Source organism: Belliella alkalica (assembly GCF_022549785.1).
In the GTDB taxonomy this organism is placed as follows: domain Bacteria; phylum Bacteroidota; class Bacteroidia; order Cytophagales; family Cyclobacteriaceae; genus Belliella; species Belliella alkalica.
Genome location: NZ_JAKZGO010000005.1, coordinates 291118 through 308396, shown reverse-complemented (window position 1 = coordinate 308396; position 17279 = coordinate 291118). Strand labels below are relative to the sequence as shown.

Sequence of the window (17279 nt, the reverse complement as noted above, 5' to 3'; positions counted from 1 at the left end):
ATAGCAATAGCATCGAAGATTGTGATGTGTTGCAGATCAATAGTACTGAAAACTACGTACGTTATCATCTTGTCAGCATGATGGAAAAAATCAAGGCTAGCAAAGATCCCAAACCACTCAAAGTAGTACTTCTGGGATGTACACATTATCCATATCTTGAAAAAGAAATGAAAGCCGTGATAAAGGAACTCTATGAATATCAAGATGAAGATGGTTATAGGTATAAACATCTAATAAGCTCCAACATTGAAATTGTAGATCCCGCATTGAATGTTGCAGAAGAGCTATTTCAATTTCTGAATGAAAATGACCTATTGAATCCTAATGGGCAAGTCTCAGACAGTGAGTTTTATATAAGTGTTCCAAACATCCAAAATACAAATGTAGTAACAGAAGGAAATCAAAATTTTACCTATGATTACAAATATGGGAGAAGTGCTGGAGATATTCAGGAATATGTCAAAATAGTCCCTTTTTCAAGAAAAAATATTTCTGATGATACTTTTGATAGGTTACAAGAGTCTGTGCCTACCGTATATCAGACTATTGTCGATTTTCATATAGGAAATAAGAAGTTGAAAAATTTACCTAAAGACAGTTTGATCAAATAATGTGCTTTATATGAAACTGATTGAAGTGTACTATCATTTCGGGACGCATAGAGCTAACCTTTTTTAGCAGTTATACTGGGCTATGAAGCATGAAATTGTGATTTTGCTAAGTTTGAATCTGTAGATTTTTGATAGAAAGTTGAAAGCTATTCAGTTGTTAAAAACTACTTAATTCCAAACTTTCTTTGGTTTATTTCTCCAAATGTATTATCACTCGGAAAAAATCAAGTACCTTTGTGCAAAATTATTGTCATGACCGAAAACACACACAAAGCAGGCTTTGTCAATATCATTGGTAAACCCAATGTTGGCAAATCAACCTTGATGAATGTGCTTATAGGTGAAAGACTTTCGATTATCTCCTCCAAGGCCCAGACCACCCGTCATAGGATTATGGGCTTGATCAATGATGATGACTATCAGATTGTTTTCTCGGATACTCCGGGAATGCTGAAGCCAAAATACGAGCTTCACAAGAATATGATGAGTTTTGTCCATATGTCATTGGAGGATGCAGATGTGATACTTTTCGTAACCGATCTATTCGAAACTGATGAAGAAATAGAAGACGTAATTGAAAAGATCAACCAGTCAGGCGTCCCTGTGCTTCTGATCATCAACAAAGTGGACCTTTCTAAAGAAGGGCAGCTTGAAGAGGTGACAGCATATTGGACACAGCGCATCAAATCAGAGACCGTCATTCCGATTTCTGCTACCGAAAGCTTCAACACCGAGCGAATTCTCCAAGAAATTCTAGACCGTCTTCCAGTTCATCCGCCATTTTATGATAAAGCGGAACTGACAGACAAGCCGGAGCGATTTTTCGCTTCTGAAATCGTACGCGAAAAGATTTTCATCAATTATAAAAAAGAAATTCCTTATAGCACAGAAGTAGCTATTGAGGATTTTTATGAAGAAGAAAATATTATCCGAGTACGTGCCATTATCTATGTAGAGCGCAATAGCCAAAAGGGGATCATTATCGGAGAAGGTGGAAAAGCCTTGAAACGAGTAGGGATTCAGGCTAGGGCGGAAATGGAAAATTTCTTTGGAAAAAAAATCTTCCTTGAGACTTATGTCAAGGTAGAAGATGACTGGAGAAAGAACAAAAATAAGTTGAAGAAATTTGGTTACGACCAATAAGAAATAAGACAATGTCAAATATAGTAGCAATTGTAGGGAGACCTAATGTAGGGAAATCTACGTTTTTCAACCGCCTGGTTGAGGAAAGAAAAGCCATCGAGGATAATGTCTCAGGGGTAACTCGTGACAGGCATTATGGTCATGCACAGTGGGGAGGAAAGTATTTTTCTGTAATCGATACAGGTGGATACGTGATCGGTTCTGATGACGTGTTCGAATCTGAGATTAGGAAACAAGTTACCTTGGCTCTTGAAGAAGCCAATGTGATTCTTTTTGTGGTAGATTGTCATGATGGATTGACTGACTTGGACAAGGAATTTGCACATGTGCTTAGATCATCCAAAAAGCCTATCTACATCGTAGCCAACAAGGCTGATACGCAAGAGAAAGAATTGAATGCTTCAGAGTTTTATGCTTTGGGACTTGGTGAAAATGACATTTATCCAATTGCAGCAGTTTCGGGTAGCGGGACCGGTGATTTGTTGGATGAAGTGATCAGTCACTTTCCAGATAGCGGTATCCAAGATCCAGACGAAGGGATTCCTAAGATTTCTATTCTTGGAAGACCAAATGTCGGAAAATCATCTTTCCTAAACGCACTTCTTGGAACCGAAAGATCCATCGTTACAGATGAAGCAGGTACCACTAGGGATGCGATCAATACAAGATACAAGCTTTATGGTCAGGATTTCATCATCACTGATACAGCAGGGATCCGCAAAAAAGCTAAAGTAAAAGAAGACATTGAGTTTTATTCTGTAATGCGTTCTTTGAGAACATTGGAGGAATCTGATGTGATCATCGTGATGATTGATGCAGAAAGAGGATTTGAAGCGCAAGATATGAACTTGATCTCGTTGGGGATCAAAAACAACAAAGGTATCATGATCATGGTGAATAAGTGGGATTTGGTGGATAAAGACCATAAGACCATGGATACCATCAAGAAAGATATGCTTGAAAAACTTGGAGAAAACCGTTGGATTCCAATGATCTTTACTTCAGTGCTGACTAAGCAAAGGATATTCCAAGCCATAGAGTTGGCAGTAAAAGTATATGAGAACAAAACCAGAAAGGTGACTACTTCAAAAATCAATGATGTCATGCTTGCTGAGATTGAAAAATACCCACCGCCAGCTTGGAAAGGTAAGTATATCAAAATCAAATATGTAACGCAATTACCTACCAAAAATCCAGTATTTGCATTCTTCTGTAACTTGCCACAATATATCAAGAATCCTTATACTAGGTATCTTGAAAATAGGCTAAGGGAAAACTTTGATTTTGAGGGAGTTCCGATCAAAATTACTTACAAAAAGAAATAAAATAAATTATTGTAAATAACTTGACAATTACATAAACGGTGTTACCTTTGTGTGCTTAATTTAAGAAACAAACAAAAATGAAAAAAGTATTTGCATTATTCGCTGTAGCAGGAATGTTATTCACTGCATCTTGTGGAAACAAAGAAGTTTCTGAAGAGAACGAAGTAGAAGTAGTAATCGAAGAGACTGAAGAAGTTATCGAAGATTCTGTTGAAGCTACTGAAGATTCTTTAGAAGTTGTTGAAGAAAACGTAGAAGAAACAGTTGAAGGTTAATTAACCGACAATTTTAAAAATCTTAAAACCTCTGAGCAATCAGAGGTTTTTTTTTGAGCCTTTTTTTTTAATTTTTCAACTAAACATTTGCTTCTTTCTTTCTTTCTTTCTTTAAATAACTTTATAAGTGAAGTCATTTTTAAAGCCATTTAATCTTACCTTCAACTAAATTAAAATGTAATGAAAAACAAAATTATTCAAATCCTTTTTTCGGGAGCACCACTTATGTTTTGTTCTATCAGTTTTTCCTCTTCAGGTCAAGCTACAGTTGAACCAGCTCCAGGCTCTGGTTCTAATACAGGTCTAGCTAAAATCGTAGATTGTAACTGGTGGTTTACTGGAGACAAGAAACTTTGTATGAGTGAAAATGCCAACCCATGTACAGAAACGGATTGTTTTTAAAAATTAAAAACTTTAAAATTGATAGGGGATGATATATACTCATCCCTTATTTTTCATTTATTCATTATCTTATACATTATTATATGAAAGTACTTTGTTTTGTATTAGTTTCATTAGCTTTTTTATCATGCAATAGATCAAATAAGACATATTTTGACGAATCCAATACAAGTTTTTATTTTGGTAAAGGAGATCTTGATATTAGAGATGTTGTAAACTTGCCTGAATATATAAATTTGGATCAATCTGGTGATTATTTTTTCACACAAGTAGATAAGCTGATTATTTCTGAAAATTTTATTTTTGTACTTGATTTGACAGGGTTGAATCATGTTTATGTTTTTGATTTGAATGGGAAGTTTATATCGAGACTTGGGGAAATTGGGGATGGACCAGACGAGTATAGAAGGTTAGGAGACTTTGATGTTACATCAGATGGTCAAGTTATACTTTTAGATAGGCAGAGGAAGCGCTTGTTTGTTTACTCTACTGATTGGGCGTTGTTAGAAGTTAAAAAATTTGAGTTCAGGGCTGATAGTTTTGTTGCTCTAAAAAATGGTTTTCTGTTTGGGTTAGTAATAGAAAGCGAATTTTCTGATATAAATGGTTATCAGGTTATTAAAACTGACAAGGAGTTTAATGTCTTAGCCAAGTTTGAAAAATATCCTGAAGGGTTCATGGATGTTAAGTTTCATACTGGTCTATTTACTAAATTTGATAAGTATATTTATTATCACAAGCCTGTCACGGATTTTGCTTTGCAATTTGATTTAGAGGGGAATCCTCTTAAAAAGATAAATTTAATTTTAGAAAATCCGAATGAATTTGAGTCGTATAAGAATGATTATGGTGCTTTGGCTGAAATGCGTTCGACAAAAAATTTTAAATACTTAAATTCTCCCCCAATATTAGTGGGTGACATTGTTTTCGCTCAAGGTTATTCAGGTGATAACAAAGTGTTGTTTTTGTATGATCAGCTTAGTGGAGTGTTTAATGAAATCCATATTAAACCATGGAACTTTAATCACCTCAATGTTAATTTTCCTTATTTCTCAGGTGGAAATAAATTTGTTGCTACTATTCTAGAGTATGAACTTTATCTTGTAGATTGGGGTAAAGGGAAAATACCTGAAGATGTGTCAAACCATATTAATGAAGGTGGTGTCACTGTAGCTTTATATTATTTAAAATAACCGATTATTGAATTATAGAGATATTATTCGTGTATTTTTAGTTGTCTATAAATCAATCTACTAGGTGTTTCAGTCATTCAAGGTTTTAATACTTTCAGTTTTTATAACACGCAACCGTATGGAACCTGGAAGGTTTTTTGATTGAAATAATCATTATGATTACCCGCAATGACTCCAGTAGGTAAACATATAATTTATAATTAGCGAATAATTATCAACAGCCTAAAGTAATCCGATCTCAGGTAATTGAAATCAACTTCAAGTAATATTATTAATGGCTACTAGTGTAAAAGCGGATATACATATCAATCAATTGCAATAATGTGTTTTAGATTTTTTTGACACCCATAAAAACCAATTCAAAATTGATCACTTTGTTTTTGCGATCCTAAAAGGGTCAAACCTCTCGACAAAAAGATTCCAACCTTTCAGGTTTTTCAGGAAATACTATTTCTAAAATCGCAATCGCATAAAACCTTGAAGGATTTCTTATTAAATATCACTCTATAGCAATAATATCCATCATTCCCCCAGGTACATTCAAAAAACCGACCCTTAAAGGGTTAAACCTCTCAATAACCATGGGTGAAACCCATGGACAAAGTGACCAGAATCCCCTCTCCCGACCCCAAAGGGGTCGAACAAAAAGGCCCAAAAATCACATCGTTGTCACCCATCCACCAATAACTTACTCATGCCAATTAATTGGATATAAAACCTTTGAGGTCTAAAAAAGACCTCAAAGGTTGAGTTACCTGATAACATTCTCCCAAACCCACTTAAAACAAAAAATCCCCTATCATTTACGATAGGGGATTTTTTGTTTTTATCCTTCGACTTCCGATGCATATTCCTCTACTGGAATACAACTACAGATTAGATTTCTATCTCCATAAGCCGAGTCAATCCTTCTGACAGTTGGCCAGAATTTGTTTCCTTTGACATAAGGTAGTGGATAGACTGCTTTTTCTCTTGTATATGGAAGATCCCAGTTATCAGCCAGTGCTAAGCTTGCTGTATGTGGAGCATTTTTGAGAACGTTATTTTCCTTATCCGCAACTCCATCATATACTTCTTGAATCTCTGCTCTGATAGCGATCATGGCATCACAGAACCTGTCCAATTCTGATACTGTTTCTGATTCTGTTGGCTCGATCATCAGTGTTCCGGCTACCGGGAATGATACTGTTGGGGCGTGGAAACCATAATCCATCAATCGCTTAGCGATATCCTCAACTTCAATTCCCACTTCTTTGAAAGCTCTGCAGTCCAAGATCATTTCGTGTGCTGCTCTTCCTCCGATTCCAGTGTAAAGGATCGGATAATGTTCTTCAAGCTTTGTTTTGATATAATTGGCGTTCAATATAGCCATCTTGGTAGCATTCGTCAGTCCATCACCACCCATCATTGCGATATAAGCATAAGAGATAGGCAAGATACTCGCACTTCCAAATGGAGCAGCCGAAATAGCATTGATTGCTTGGGTTCCACCAGTCTGTACTAGTGGATTTCCAGGAAGGAAAGGTACTAGTTGCTCAGCTACAGAAATCGGCCCCATACCAGGTCCACCACCACCGTGAGGGATACAGAAAGTCTTGTGGAGGTTCAAGTGACAAACATCAGCACCGATACTTCCCGGGCTAGTCAAGCCCACTTGTGCATTCATGTTGGCGCCATCCATATATACTTGTCCACCATGGTCATGGATGATTTGGCAGATCTCCTGAATAGCTTCTTCAAAAACCCCATGCGTGGAAGGGTAAGTCACCATCAAAGCAGCCAATTCATTGCTATGTTTTTCGGCTTTTTCCTTTAGATCATCGATGTCAATGTTCCCTTTTTCATCACATTTCACCAATACCACTTTCATACCTGCCATCACTGCAGACGCAGGGTTGGTTCCATGGGCTGAAGTTGGGATGATAGCGATATTCCTGTGGTGATCTCCTCTGCTCATATGATATGCTCTGATAACCATCAGGCCAGCATATTCCCCTTGTGCGCCAGAATTTGGCTGTAATGAAGTGTCTGCGAAACCGGTGATTTCTGTCAACCAATTTCTCAAGTTCTGGAACAATTCATAATATCCGGCTGCCTGATCTTGCGGACAGAATGGATGCAATTGACCGAATTCAGGCCATGTTACAGGAATCATTTCTGTAGTAGCATTGAGCTTCATGGTGCATGAACCCAAAGAAATCATGGAATGTACCAATGAAAGATCCTTGTTTTCCAAACGCTTGATATATCTGAGCATTTCGTGCTCCGAGTGGAACTGATTGAAAACTGGGTGAGTCAAATAATCAGAAGTTCTGGCCAAACCTTCAGGAAGATTCAATTCCAATCCATTGATCAATTCATCCCAATTTATTTCAGCTTTGTGGTTGGTTGATTTTGCAAAAACCCCTACCACCGCTTTCACATCTTCCAGTGTTTTTGGTTCGTCAAAAGAAAGAAATATTGCTCCATCTTCATATCTGAAGTTCATTTCAGATGATAGGGCAAAAGCCTGAATTTTGGATTTCTGTACGGCATCAACTTTGATTTTTATTGTGTCAAAAAAGTTGTAGTTTTCTTGCTCAAAGCCCATTGTTTTCAATGCTTTGGCTGTCAAACTTGCCAATCCGTGTGTTCTAGCGGCGATTTCTTTCAAGCCTTTTGGCCCGTGATAGACAGAATACATTCCAGCCATCACAGCAAGCAATACTTGCGCTGTACAGATATTGGAAGTTGCTTTTTCTCTTTTGATATGTTGCTCACGAGTTTGCAAAGCCATTCTATAGGCCTTGTTTCCATCTCTGTCTTGTGAGACGCCGATGATTCTCCCTGGAACTTGTCTTTTGTATGTTTCTTTGGTAGCGAAAAATGCAGCATGAGGGCCACCAAAACCCATAGGAACTCCAAGTCTTTGGCTAGTGCCTACTACTACATCAGCGCCCATTTCTCCCGGAGGTGTCAGTAAGGTTAAGCTCAACAAATCTGTGGCAAAGGCTGTTAGGATATTGTTTTCTTTGGCAGTTTCTACGAGAGCAGCGTGATCGATTGCTTCACCATCCATATTTGGATATTGAAGCAAAACACCAAAAATCGCCGCATCAGTCAAATCTAATTCAGCCAAAGGAGCTATTACCAATTCTATCCCAACTGGAATAGATCGAGTTATTAACAAATCTCTAGTCTGTGGAAATACTTTCTCATCAACGAAAAACTTATGTGCATTTTTCTTTTCTCTTGGCTTGGAAGCATAAAGCATGGTCATTGCTTCAGCAGCAGCAGTTGCTTCATCCAAAAGGGATGCATTGGCCATTTCCATTCCTGTTAGATCCATCACCATGGTCTGATAGTTGATCAAAGCTTCTAGTCTACCCTGAGCAATTTCTGCTTGATATGGCGTATATGCTGTGTACCATCCTGGGTTTTCAAGAACATTCCTCAAAATCACACCGGGTACGATAGTATCATAATATCCCAAACCAATAAATGATTTGAAGATTTTGTTCTTGGATGCCAAAGTCTTGAACTCCTTGAGGAAAGCTGCTTCAGATTTCGCACTTGGCAAGTCCAAAGGCTTAGTCAATTGAATTGATTTTGGTATGGTCTGGTCTATCAATTCTTCAATCGAAGCAGCACCAATTTTTTCAAGCATCATGTTCACATCTTCCTGAGAAGGGCCATTGTGCCTATTTTCAAACTTTGTAGTAGGGGAAAGATTAATCTTCATAATCAATAATGTAAAGGGAATTTTTTGGGGTTATATCCTCATTGATTTTTGGTACTGCAAAGGTATAAATTATTGCAGGATATCAATTTGATAAGTTCAAGATTTATACCTTCGTAACAGTTCAAATTGATAAACGGTTTTATTCTATTAAGAATAATTTGCTAAGTTTATCCCTTAGAATAGAAAAACCATTAGATATTACTTATGAAGAGAAACTATTGGATAGCAGGAATGCTGTCAATGTGCCTTGTCTGGCAGGCAAATGCACAAGACCTTACACAATTGAAATACGCGGAACTTATTACCGCAGAGGGTTTGGAAGAGAAATTAACATATTTGGCGTCTGATGAGCTAGAAGGAAGAGATACTGGAGAGAAAGGGCAAAAGATGGCAGCGGAATATTTATCAAATTTTTATAAAGAACTAGGTCTGGTAGGGCCTGTCAAAGGTGACTATCTCCAAAAATTTAACCTGGCATCTGTATCTTTTTCTGATGTCAATTTGATTGTAGGAAAGCAAAAACTTGTCAACAATGAAGATTTTGTTTTCATCGGAGATGGTGACATGAAAAAAGCCGCAAAAGCGGATTTGGTCTTTCTTGGTCTTGCATCTGAAGAGAACCTTGCAAAGGTAGATGTGAAAGGAAAAATCGTAGGTCTTTGGGCAATTGGTGAGCGTGCGCAAACAGTAGTGAGGGATGTCATGGATGCTGGTGCTGCCGGTATTGTCATCGTGACTATGGAAGGTCAGGCGAATTTTGATAGATTGGCAAACAGATACAAGTCCCTAAGTGGACGTGGGAGACTCGGTTTTGAGCAGCCATCCAAGCAAGAGCCGATTTTCTTGGTGAGTTCTGATAAAATGTCTTCGCTTTTTAATACTCCTGTGGAGATTTTGAAAGAAGCTGCCAAAAACAATCCTGAATCAATCAAGGCTCAAAAAGCTTCTTACCTAATTAAAAAATCCACCAAATTGGTACCAACGGAAAACGTAATGGGCTATTTGGAAGGTACTGACAAGAAGGATGAAGTTTTGGTGATTTCTTCACACTATGACCATACAGGTATCGATAGCCAAGGAAGAATCAACAATGGTGCTGATGATGATGGTTCTGGAACTGTCTCTGTCATGCAGATAGCAGAAGCTTTTGCAGCAGCAGCAAAAGATGGCATCAAGCCAAGAAGAAGCATCCTTTTCCTAAATGTAACAGGTGAAGAAAAAGGACTTTTGGGTTCTGAATACTACTCGAATAACCCAATTTTTCCATTGGAAAATACGGTGAACAACATCAACATTGATATGGTCGGTAGGATTGATTATGAGTATCAAGATGCTGAAGACCAAGATTATGTGTATGTAATCGGTTCAGAGATGCTTTCTTCCCATTTGAAAGTGATCAATGAATACAACAACATTACCTATACAGGTTTGAAACTTGATTACAGATATGATGCTGAAGATGATCCAAACAGATTCTATTACAGATCGGATCATTACAACTTTGCCAAGCACAACATTCCAGTGATTTTCTTCTTCAATGGTGTCCATGATGATTACCATCAGCATACTGACACTGTTGACAAAATCGAGTTTCCACTGATGACCAAAAGAGCAAAACTCATCTTCCACACATCTTGGGATTTGGCCAACAGAGAAGAAAGAACTCCTGTAGATGGCACGAATACAAGAGGAGACAGGTAAGAAAGGATGAAGGAGGAATTGAGGAAGGGTAAAAGATGAGTCTTAGATTTAAAAGTTCAGATTTTAGATTTGAACACAAACCTTTGAGGTTTCCAAAACCTCGAAGGTTTTAATGCTAAAGCCTGCTGGATTTAAATCTGGCAGGTTTTTTTTGTTTATAGATATGAGATGTGAGACAAGAGACAAAAGAAATAAGATGTGCGACATTAGTGTCTTGACAAAGAAATGAGAATATGCCCTGACGTGGCAATTGAATAGCTGAAGAGAATAAAGAAACATCAAAAAAAAGTGTCAATTAATTTCAGGACGCGACAGAAATACAATACGCAAGATATAAGATTCAATGGCGAACTTTGCCCCTTTATTCACCTTTCCGAGAAATCACGAATATCCCTATTTCCCTTTTCACTGATTTTTCCCTAACTTTAAGAAAACCCTAAACTCGATAAAGCTATGAAGTATCTACCGACTTTTGTCTTTTTTTTACTTTTCATATCATTTGTGAATGCACAGGAAATCCCCAGCAAAGAAATCCAAATCAAAACAGCCTTGCTTGCTGCTCCAGAAGAAATGAAAGAAGGCGCGATGGTGTATGGATATGGTGAAAAAGGTGAATTTGTAGTTTTAAGAAAGGGGAGCAATGAGCTGATCTGTTTGGCTGATGATCCGACAAGTTCTGGATTTAATGCTTCATGTTATCATAAGGATCTGGATGTTTTTATGGAGCGAGGAAGACAGCTTAAAAAAGAAGGGAAAAATGCAAAGGAAATTTTCGATATTAGAGAGGAAGAAACAAAATCTGGCAAATTGAAGATGCCAAAAGATGGTGTAACTCTTTTTGTACTGACAGCCGATGAAGCTGATTACAATCCGAAAACAGGAGAAGTAAAAGATTCCTATCTCAGATATGTGGTTTACATCCCTTGGGCTACTTCCGAAAGTACAGGATTGCCACTTCGTCCTTCAGGGCCATCCATGCCATGGATCATGGATCCAGGAACTCATCGTGCCCACATCATGATCAATCCACCGAGAAATTAGAGAAGTTATTTGTTGATTAGTGATTGGTCAATTAGATTATTAAGTCAATTAGGTATGCAAGTTTTTCCAATATATTCTTCCAACCTTCCCGTCCCCCTAATCTTCCAATTTTTCAATTTTCTAATCTTTGAACAATCCTATCTTTTCACGCGCAATCCAACTTTTCAACATTGCAACCTTCCAACATACCCCCCCCCCAAAAAAAAACTTCCAATCTTTAATCTTACAATTTGAGATATCTCCCTAACGGTCGATATGACTCACAAGTAACTTATTAACCAATCCCCAATAACTCAATCAACCCCTATCTCTTCACGCGGAAGCCAACTTTCCAACTTTTCAACATTGCAACCTTCCAATATAACCTCCCCCAAATCTTCCAATCTTTAATCTTACAATTTGAGATATCTCCCTAACGGTCGATATGACTCACAAGTTTATTAACCAATCCCCAATAACTCAATCAACCCCTATCTCTTCCCGCGGAAGCCAACTTTCCAACTTTCCAACTTTCCAACATTGCAACCTTCCAACAAAGTCTTCCAATCCCCTAATCTTCCAATTTTTCAATTTTCTAATCTTCTAATCCCTTACCCTCCCTTCTTCTTCCACTTCCCTTGGGTTTTCATCTGATTTCTGTTGCGCTTGGCTTTGGAGTTTTTGTTGCCACGCTTTTCTTTTGGTTTGTTTGGATTGGGCCTTGGGATCGCTTTTTTCTCGTGGAATCCCCCTTTGAAATCAGGGTTTTCCTTTCGTTTTTGCCCGTCAATCTCCCGATCATAGATTTGTTTTTCTATAAAAGGAGTTGGCGTGATGGAAACCTCATCAGGAATGTTGGCTTCTGTAACTGTCATTCGAATGATTTCTTCAATCCTTTCGAAATGATAGATTTCCGCAGGATTGACAAAAGTAATGGCTGCACCATCTTGCTCAGCACGACCTGTTCTTCCGATACGGTGAACATAATCTTCATAAATCAATGGCACATCAAAATTGATGACATGGCTTACCATGGTGATGTCTAGACCCCTTGCTGCTACGTCAGTTGCTACTAGAATTCGTACATCTCCAGCTTTAAAATCCTCCATTGAGTTGATACGAGTGTTTTGTCCTTTGTTAGCGTGGATCACACGGATTTCTCCTAGATTTTTTCTGCTTAGGTAAGTATAAACAGACTCTGCATTTTTTCTCGATTTGGTGAAAACGATCACTCGCTTTACATTTTCGTCTGCTAGAATATGTTCTAGAATGTTGGTTTTGGTTTTGATATTTGGAACCAAATATTTAATCTGATGAATGGTCTCAGCTGTTGTAGCCTGTGCGGAGATTTCAACCCTTTCAGGAAATTCCAAAAATTCTGTAGAAAGTCGCTCTACTTTTTCACTAAAAGTAGCAGAGAAAAGAAGGTTTTGTCTTTTCGTAGGAATTACTTCTAAAATAGCTCTGATTTGAGGCGTAAATCCCATATCAAGCATTTTGTCGGCTTCATCCATCACCATGGTTTTGATTTCACGGACGAATATTTCACCTTTTTTATACAGATCCATAAATCTTCCTGGTGTGGAGATGATGATATCCACACCGGCTTTAAGTTTTTCGATCTGTGTTTTTGGACCTAGTCCACCAAAAAGACAAACATATCTCAAATCGGTAAATTTACCGAAATCGATCACAGCCTCTTCAATTTGCATACACAATTCTCTTGTCGGAGCTAAAATCAAGACACGAGGATTTTGCCCTTGAGCATACTTAGCCTTGAAAAGAACAGGGAGCACATAAGCTGCGGTTTTGCCAGTTCCAGTTTGAGCAATACCCAAGACATCATGCCCAGCCAAAGCAAGAGGGATTGCTTTTTCTTGAATAGGAGTAGGTTTGGTATAGCCCGCTTCTTTGACTGCTTCCAAAAGCTGTTTATTTAATTTAAAATTTTCAAAAGATTGGGTGCTATCGGACATGATTGTTTATTTTTGAAGAATAGGAAAAAGGCTTGGAACTAAACTCAAATAAAGTTTTTTTGGTTGATTTAAGTAATTGGCTTTTTCCTTTTGTCAATTACAGTTGTTTATAACCTTTCACATTAAAATAAAATTCCATGAAAAGTATTTTGATCACCGGTGCAAATATAGTAAATGAAGGTAAGATTACCCCCCTTGATATCCTTATCAAGGACGGCTTATTTTATAATATCGGAAATGATCTTTCAGAATTTGACGCGGATATCAAAATAGATGGGACTGGAAAGTATATTTTCCCAGGGCTTATTGATGATCAAGTTCATTTTAGAGAACCGGGATTGACACATAAGGCGGATATTTACACAGAGAGTAAGTCAGCTGTGGCAGGCGGTATTACTTCTTACATGGAAATGCCAAATACTGTTCCACAAGCAACAACTATTGAACTTCTCGAGGATAAATATAAGATTGCTTCCGCAAAATCTCTTGCCAACTATTCTTTTTATCTGGGGGCTACCAATGACAACATTGAAGAAATTCTGAAAGTTGATCCAGAAAATGTCTGTGGAATCAAGGTGTTTCAAGGGTCCTCTACCGGAAATATGCTAGTGGACAATCAGGAAAGCTTAAAGCGAATTTTTTCAGAGTGCAAATTGCTGATCGCTACGCATAGCGAAAATGATGATATCATCAAAGAAAACCTTGAGAAGTACAAAGCTGAATTTGGTGAAGATATCCCTTCTTCATATCATCCCAAAATAAGGACTGCAGAAGCATGTTACGACGCATCGAAGCGAGTGGTTGATTTGGCAAGGCAGCATGGATCCAAACTGCATGTCCTTCATATTAGCACTGCTAGAGAAGTTGAATTGTTTGACGAGAATTTACCTTTGGAAGAAAAAAGGATCACTGCTGAGGCTTGTGTTCATCATCTTTGGTTTTCGGATGAGGATTATGAAGAAAAAGGCAATTTTATCAAATGGAATCCTGCCATCAAATCAGCTGAAGATAGAGAAGGTATTTTGGAAGGGGTTTTGAGAGGAAACATTGATGTGATAGCTACAGATCATGCGCCACATACTTTGGAAGAGAAAAATGAAAAATACATGAAAGCACCTTCTGGAGGGCCTTTGGCGCAGCATAATTTGGTTGCACTGTTGGACATGTATCATGATCGTAAGATTAGATTGGAAGAGATTGCCCAAAAAACAAGTCACAATGTTGCAATTCTTTTTGAAATTGAAAAGCGTGGATTTATAAGGCCTGGATATCATGCAGATTTAGTGATGGTGGATTTGGATAGTCCGTGGGAAGTAAGTAAGGAAAATGTATTGTCTAAATGTGGATGGTCACCTTTTGAAGGACATACATTTAAGTCTAAAGTTACGCACACGGTCGTTTCAGGACATTTAGCGTACGATAATGGGACATTCAATGAAGATAAAAAAGGGGAGAGGTTAAAATTTTCTAGAAAATAATTAGAAATTATTTGCTTTGAAAAATCCGAAATACTACTTTTGCAGTCCAATCAGGTAAATGATCTGGTTAGAGCAAATATATGGTGGTTGTAGCTCAGCTGGTTAGAGCGCTGGTTTGTGGATCCAGAGGTCGCCGGTTCGAACCCGGTCTTCCACCCTTAAGCCCCTCGATTAGAGGGGTTTTTTTCATTTAATAATTCATGTGGCATTAATTTTGTTAGGACAAAAAAATAAATTTAGAATTTTAACTATACGGCAATGTTTACATTATACAAAGCTTCGCCAAAATTTCCGAAAGTGCAGCCTCTGAACATCAAGTTTATCCAGCGCTACATAGAGAAATTTGAAGAATCTATCAAAAATTTCGAAGAATTACAAAAAGAAAGTGTAAGCTCTTAAATAGAGAATAATTTAAAAGGTTATGGAAACATAACCTTTATTTTTTGCCTAATTGTTTTTCTTTTGGATAGTAAAAACTATTTTTATGGAAATCTCCAAACTTTTAACCAAATGAGTTACATACATTTTGACAAAACCCAATTAATAAACCTTAACTATTCACTAGATCGCGAAATTATTAGAACCAATAGAGGTGGTTCATATACATCTACGTCGATCATAGGTTGTAATACAAGGAAGTATCATGGGTTGTTGGTCTCTCCTCAACCACAAATTGACACACAGCTACATGTGCTTTTATCCACTGTTCACGAGACGGTTATTCAAAGAGGGGCAAGTTTTAATCTAGGGATCAACAAATACCCAGGGAATTATTCTCCAAGAGGACACAAGTATCTTGAAGATTTTGATTCTGAACCTATTCCTAAATTAACATACAGGGTAGGAGGAGTTTCGCTTCAAAAAGAATTGATTTTGGATACAAACCGAGATCGTGTGATGATAAGATATACGCTCTTGGATGCACATTCTCCTACAAAAATTAGAATTAGTCCTTTTTTGGCGTTCAGAGGGTATCATAATCTTTCAAAAGAAAATGAAAATTTGAATAGGGATTTTCAAAAAGTCCCAAACGGTGCAAGTTTTCAACTTTACCCAGAGTACAACCCTTTATTTTTACAATTGTCAAAAAAGAATCAGTTTGTTTCAAATCCTAACTGGTATAATAATATTGAATATATCCTTGAAAGAGAGCGAGGTTATGATTATCAGGAGGATTTATTTGTTCCAGGCTATTTTGAATTTGATATTGAAAAGGGGGAATCGGTTATTTTTTCTGCTGGCTTGACTGAAGCGGATCCAAGCACAAGGCAGAGGGCTTTTGAAAAAGAGTTGGCAAGAAGAATTCCCAGAAATAATTTTGAAAACTGTCTTAAAAATTCAGCTGGTCAATTTATCCAAAAGAGAGATGGCAAAACACATGTTATCGCAGGTTACCCATGGTTTGGCTGGTGGGGTAGAGATACATTTGTAGCTACTCCGGGCTTGACCTTGGCAGATGGCAACAAGGAGACTTTCTTAGAAATAATGGATACGATGGTTGCAGATTTGCATGGCCCGCTATTTCCTAATGTAGGAAGTGGAGTGATGCGAAACATGAATTCGATGGACGCTCCTCTTTGGTTCTTCTGGTCACTGCAGCAGTATCAAAACTTCACAGGAGATACCAAAACTATCAAAAAGAAGTATCTCGAAAAAATGAAAGGCATCATCGATGGATACCGTTCGGGAACTGACTACAATATACACATGCAAGAAAATGGCTTGATGTATGGAGGAGAAGAAGGGATTGCGCTTACTTGGATGGATGCTGTAAATTCAGATGGACCTGTTACTCCAAGAATCGGATGTCCAGTGGAAATTAATGCATTATGGTATAACGCCTTGTGTTTTTATAATGAATTGACAGGTGATAAAGAAATTTCAGATTTAGCAGAAAAGGTCAAAGCTACCTTTGTTGATGTTTTTTGGGATGAGAAGAAAGGTTATCTTGCAGATTATGTAGATGGCAATTTCAAAGATTGGTCAATCAGACCAAATATGCTTTTTGCGACATCATTGCCATATAGCCCTTTAGAGGAAGGTCAAATGGACAGAGTCTTGGAGATTGTAAAGTCAAAGTTGTTGACTCCAAAAGGTCTTAGATCACTTTCTCCAGATGATCCAGCATATAAAGGATATTATTTTGGGAATCAATTTACAAGAGATGTCGCCTATCACAACGGAACTGTTTGGCCTTGGTTGTTAGGTCATTTTGCCGAAGGCTATTTGAGATTACATGGCAAATCTGGGAAGAATTTTATCGAGAAGATCATCAAGGGTTTTGATGAGGTTATGGCGCAATACGGTGTGGGAACTATAGCTGAGATTTATGATGGAGATCCTCCACATAGACCAAAAGGCGCTATTTCACAAGCATGGAGTATTGGAGAATTATTGAGAATGATGTATCTAGTGAAACAAGTATAAATTATTT

The 17279-nt window shown here is 37.7% G+C and carries 12 protein-coding genes, 1 tRNA gene and 1 pseudogene; 12 read left to right on the top strand and 2 right to left on the bottom strand.

All coding sequences use genetic code 11. The features are described from left to right. The 6 genes and pseudogenes from MM213_RS08585 to MM213_RS08560 form a co-directional block, all read left to right on the top strand. Positions 1–611 (top strand): annotated as a pseudogene (locus MM213_RS08585) (glutamate racemase); the annotation flags it as partial. A gap of 252 nt (positions 612–863) precedes the next feature. Then, positions 864–1754 (top strand): GTPase Era, encoded by an 891-nt coding sequence (gene era / locus MM213_RS08580; protein ID WP_241276641.1) that lies wholly within the window; start codon positions 864–866, stop codon positions 1752–1754. Positions 1755–1765: 11 nt separating this feature from the next. Beyond that, positions 1766–3079 (top strand): ribosome biogenesis GTPase Der, encoded by a 1314-nt coding sequence (gene der / locus MM213_RS08575; RefSeq protein WP_241411375.1) that lies wholly within the window; start codon positions 1766–1768, stop codon positions 3077–3079. Positions 3080–3156: 77 nt separating this feature from the next. Continuing rightward, positions 3157–3354, top strand: a complete 198-nt coding sequence (locus tag MM213_RS08570) for a hypothetical protein (protein ID WP_241411373.1) — start codon at positions 3157–3159, stop codon at positions 3352–3354. Positions 3355–3534: 180 nt separating this feature from the next. Beyond that, positions 3535–3756 carry a hypothetical protein gene (locus tag MM213_RS08565; protein ID WP_241411371.1) on the top strand — a complete coding sequence of 74 codons (222 nt, stop codon included), beginning with the start codon at positions 3535–3537 and terminating at the stop codon, positions 3754–3756. A gap of 83 nt (positions 3757–3839) precedes the next feature. Continuing rightward, on the top strand, positions 3840–4949 hold the full coding sequence (locus MM213_RS08560) for a DUF4934 domain-containing protein (protein ID WP_241411369.1): 1110 nt from the start codon (positions 3840–3842) through the stop codon (positions 4947–4949). Between the two features lie 826 nt (positions 4950–5775). Here MM213_RS08560 and gcvP read toward each other — a convergent pair. Beyond that, a complete protein-coding gene (gcvP, locus tag MM213_RS08555; RefSeq protein WP_241411367.1) occupies positions 5776–8670 on the bottom strand; it encodes an aminomethyl-transferring glycine dehydrogenase in 2895 nt (964 codons plus the stop codon). 204 nt (positions 8671–8874) lie between these two features. On the opposite strand from gcvP, the gene MM213_RS08550 reads away from it, so the two are divergent. Then, on the top strand, positions 8875–10371 hold the full coding sequence (locus MM213_RS08550; RefSeq protein WP_241411365.1) for a M28 family peptidase: 1497 nt from the start codon (positions 8875–8877) through the stop codon (positions 10369–10371). Positions 10372–10824: 453 nt separating this feature from the next. Continuing rightward, complete coding sequence (locus MM213_RS08545; protein ID WP_241411363.1) at positions 10825–11412, top strand: hypothetical protein; 588 nt, start codon at positions 10825–10827, stop codon at positions 11410–11412. A 590-nt stretch (positions 11413–12002) separates the two neighbouring features. Here the strand turns inward: MM213_RS08545 and MM213_RS08540 are convergent. Continuing rightward, positions 12003–13367, bottom strand: coding sequence for a DEAD/DEAH box helicase (locus MM213_RS08540; RefSeq protein WP_241411361.1), 1365 nt, complete (start codon positions 13365–13367; stop codon positions 12003–12005). A gap of 137 nt (positions 13368–13504) precedes the next feature. On the opposite strand from MM213_RS08540, the gene MM213_RS08535 reads away from it, so the two are divergent. From MM213_RS08535 to MM213_RS08520, 4 genes are all read left to right on the top strand, one after another. After that, entirely contained in the window at positions 13505–14845 is a 1341-nt protein-coding gene (locus MM213_RS08535; protein WP_241411359.1) for a dihydroorotase, read from the top strand. An 82-nt stretch (positions 14846–14927) separates the two neighbouring features. Further along, a tRNA-His gene (locus MM213_RS08530) sits at positions 14928–15003 on the top strand. A gap of 100 nt (positions 15004–15103) precedes the next feature. Beyond that, a complete protein-coding gene (locus MM213_RS08525) occupies positions 15104–15244 on the top strand; it encodes a hypothetical protein (protein ID WP_241276659.1) in 141 nt (46 codons plus the stop codon). A 111-nt stretch (positions 15245–15355) separates the two neighbouring features. Next, entirely contained in the window at positions 15356–17272 is a 1917-nt protein-coding gene (locus tag MM213_RS08520) for an amylo-alpha-1,6-glucosidase (RefSeq protein ID WP_241411357.1), read from the top strand. The last annotated feature ends 7 nt before the right edge of the window (positions 17273–17279 follow it).

Coding starts and splice junctions, on each gene's coding strand:
- der (WP_241411375.1), top strand. CDS start 1,766: ATGTCAAATATAGTAGCAATTGTAGGGAGACCTAATGTAGGGAAATCT.
- MM213_RS08535 (WP_241411359.1), top strand. CDS start 13,505: ATGAAAAGTATTTTGATCACCGGTGCAAATATAGTAAATGAAGGTAAG.
- MM213_RS08540 (WP_241411361.1), bottom strand. CDS start 13,367: ATGTCCGATAGCACCCAATCTTTTGAAAATTTTAAATTAAATAAACAG.
- MM213_RS08520 (WP_241411357.1), top strand. CDS start 15,356: ATGAGTTACATACATTTTGACAAAACCCAATTAATAAACCTTAACTAT.
- MM213_RS08565 (WP_241411371.1), top strand. CDS start 3,535: ATGAAAAACAAAATTATTCAAATCCTTTTTTCGGGAGCACCACTTATG.
- MM213_RS08550 (WP_241411365.1), top strand. CDS start 8,875: ATGAAGAGAAACTATTGGATAGCAGGAATGCTGTCAATGTGCCTTGTC.
- gcvP (WP_241411367.1), bottom strand. CDS start 8,670: ATGAAGATTAATCTTTCCCCTACTACAAAGTTTGAAAATAGGCACAAT.
- MM213_RS08560 (WP_241411369.1), top strand. CDS start 3,840: ATGAAAGTACTTTGTTTTGTATTAGTTTCATTAGCTTTTTTATCATGC.
- MM213_RS08570 (WP_241411373.1), top strand. CDS start 3,157: ATGAAAAAAGTATTTGCATTATTCGCTGTAGCAGGAATGTTATTCACT.
- MM213_RS08545 (WP_241411363.1), top strand. CDS start 10,825: ATGAAGTATCTACCGACTTTTGTCTTTTTTTTACTTTTCATATCATTT.
- MM213_RS08525 (WP_241276659.1), top strand. CDS start 15,104: ATGTTTACATTATACAAAGCTTCGCCAAAATTTCCGAAAGTGCAGCCT.
- era (WP_241276641.1), top strand. CDS start 864: ATGACCGAAAACACACACAAAGCAGGCTTTGTCAATATCATTGGTAAA.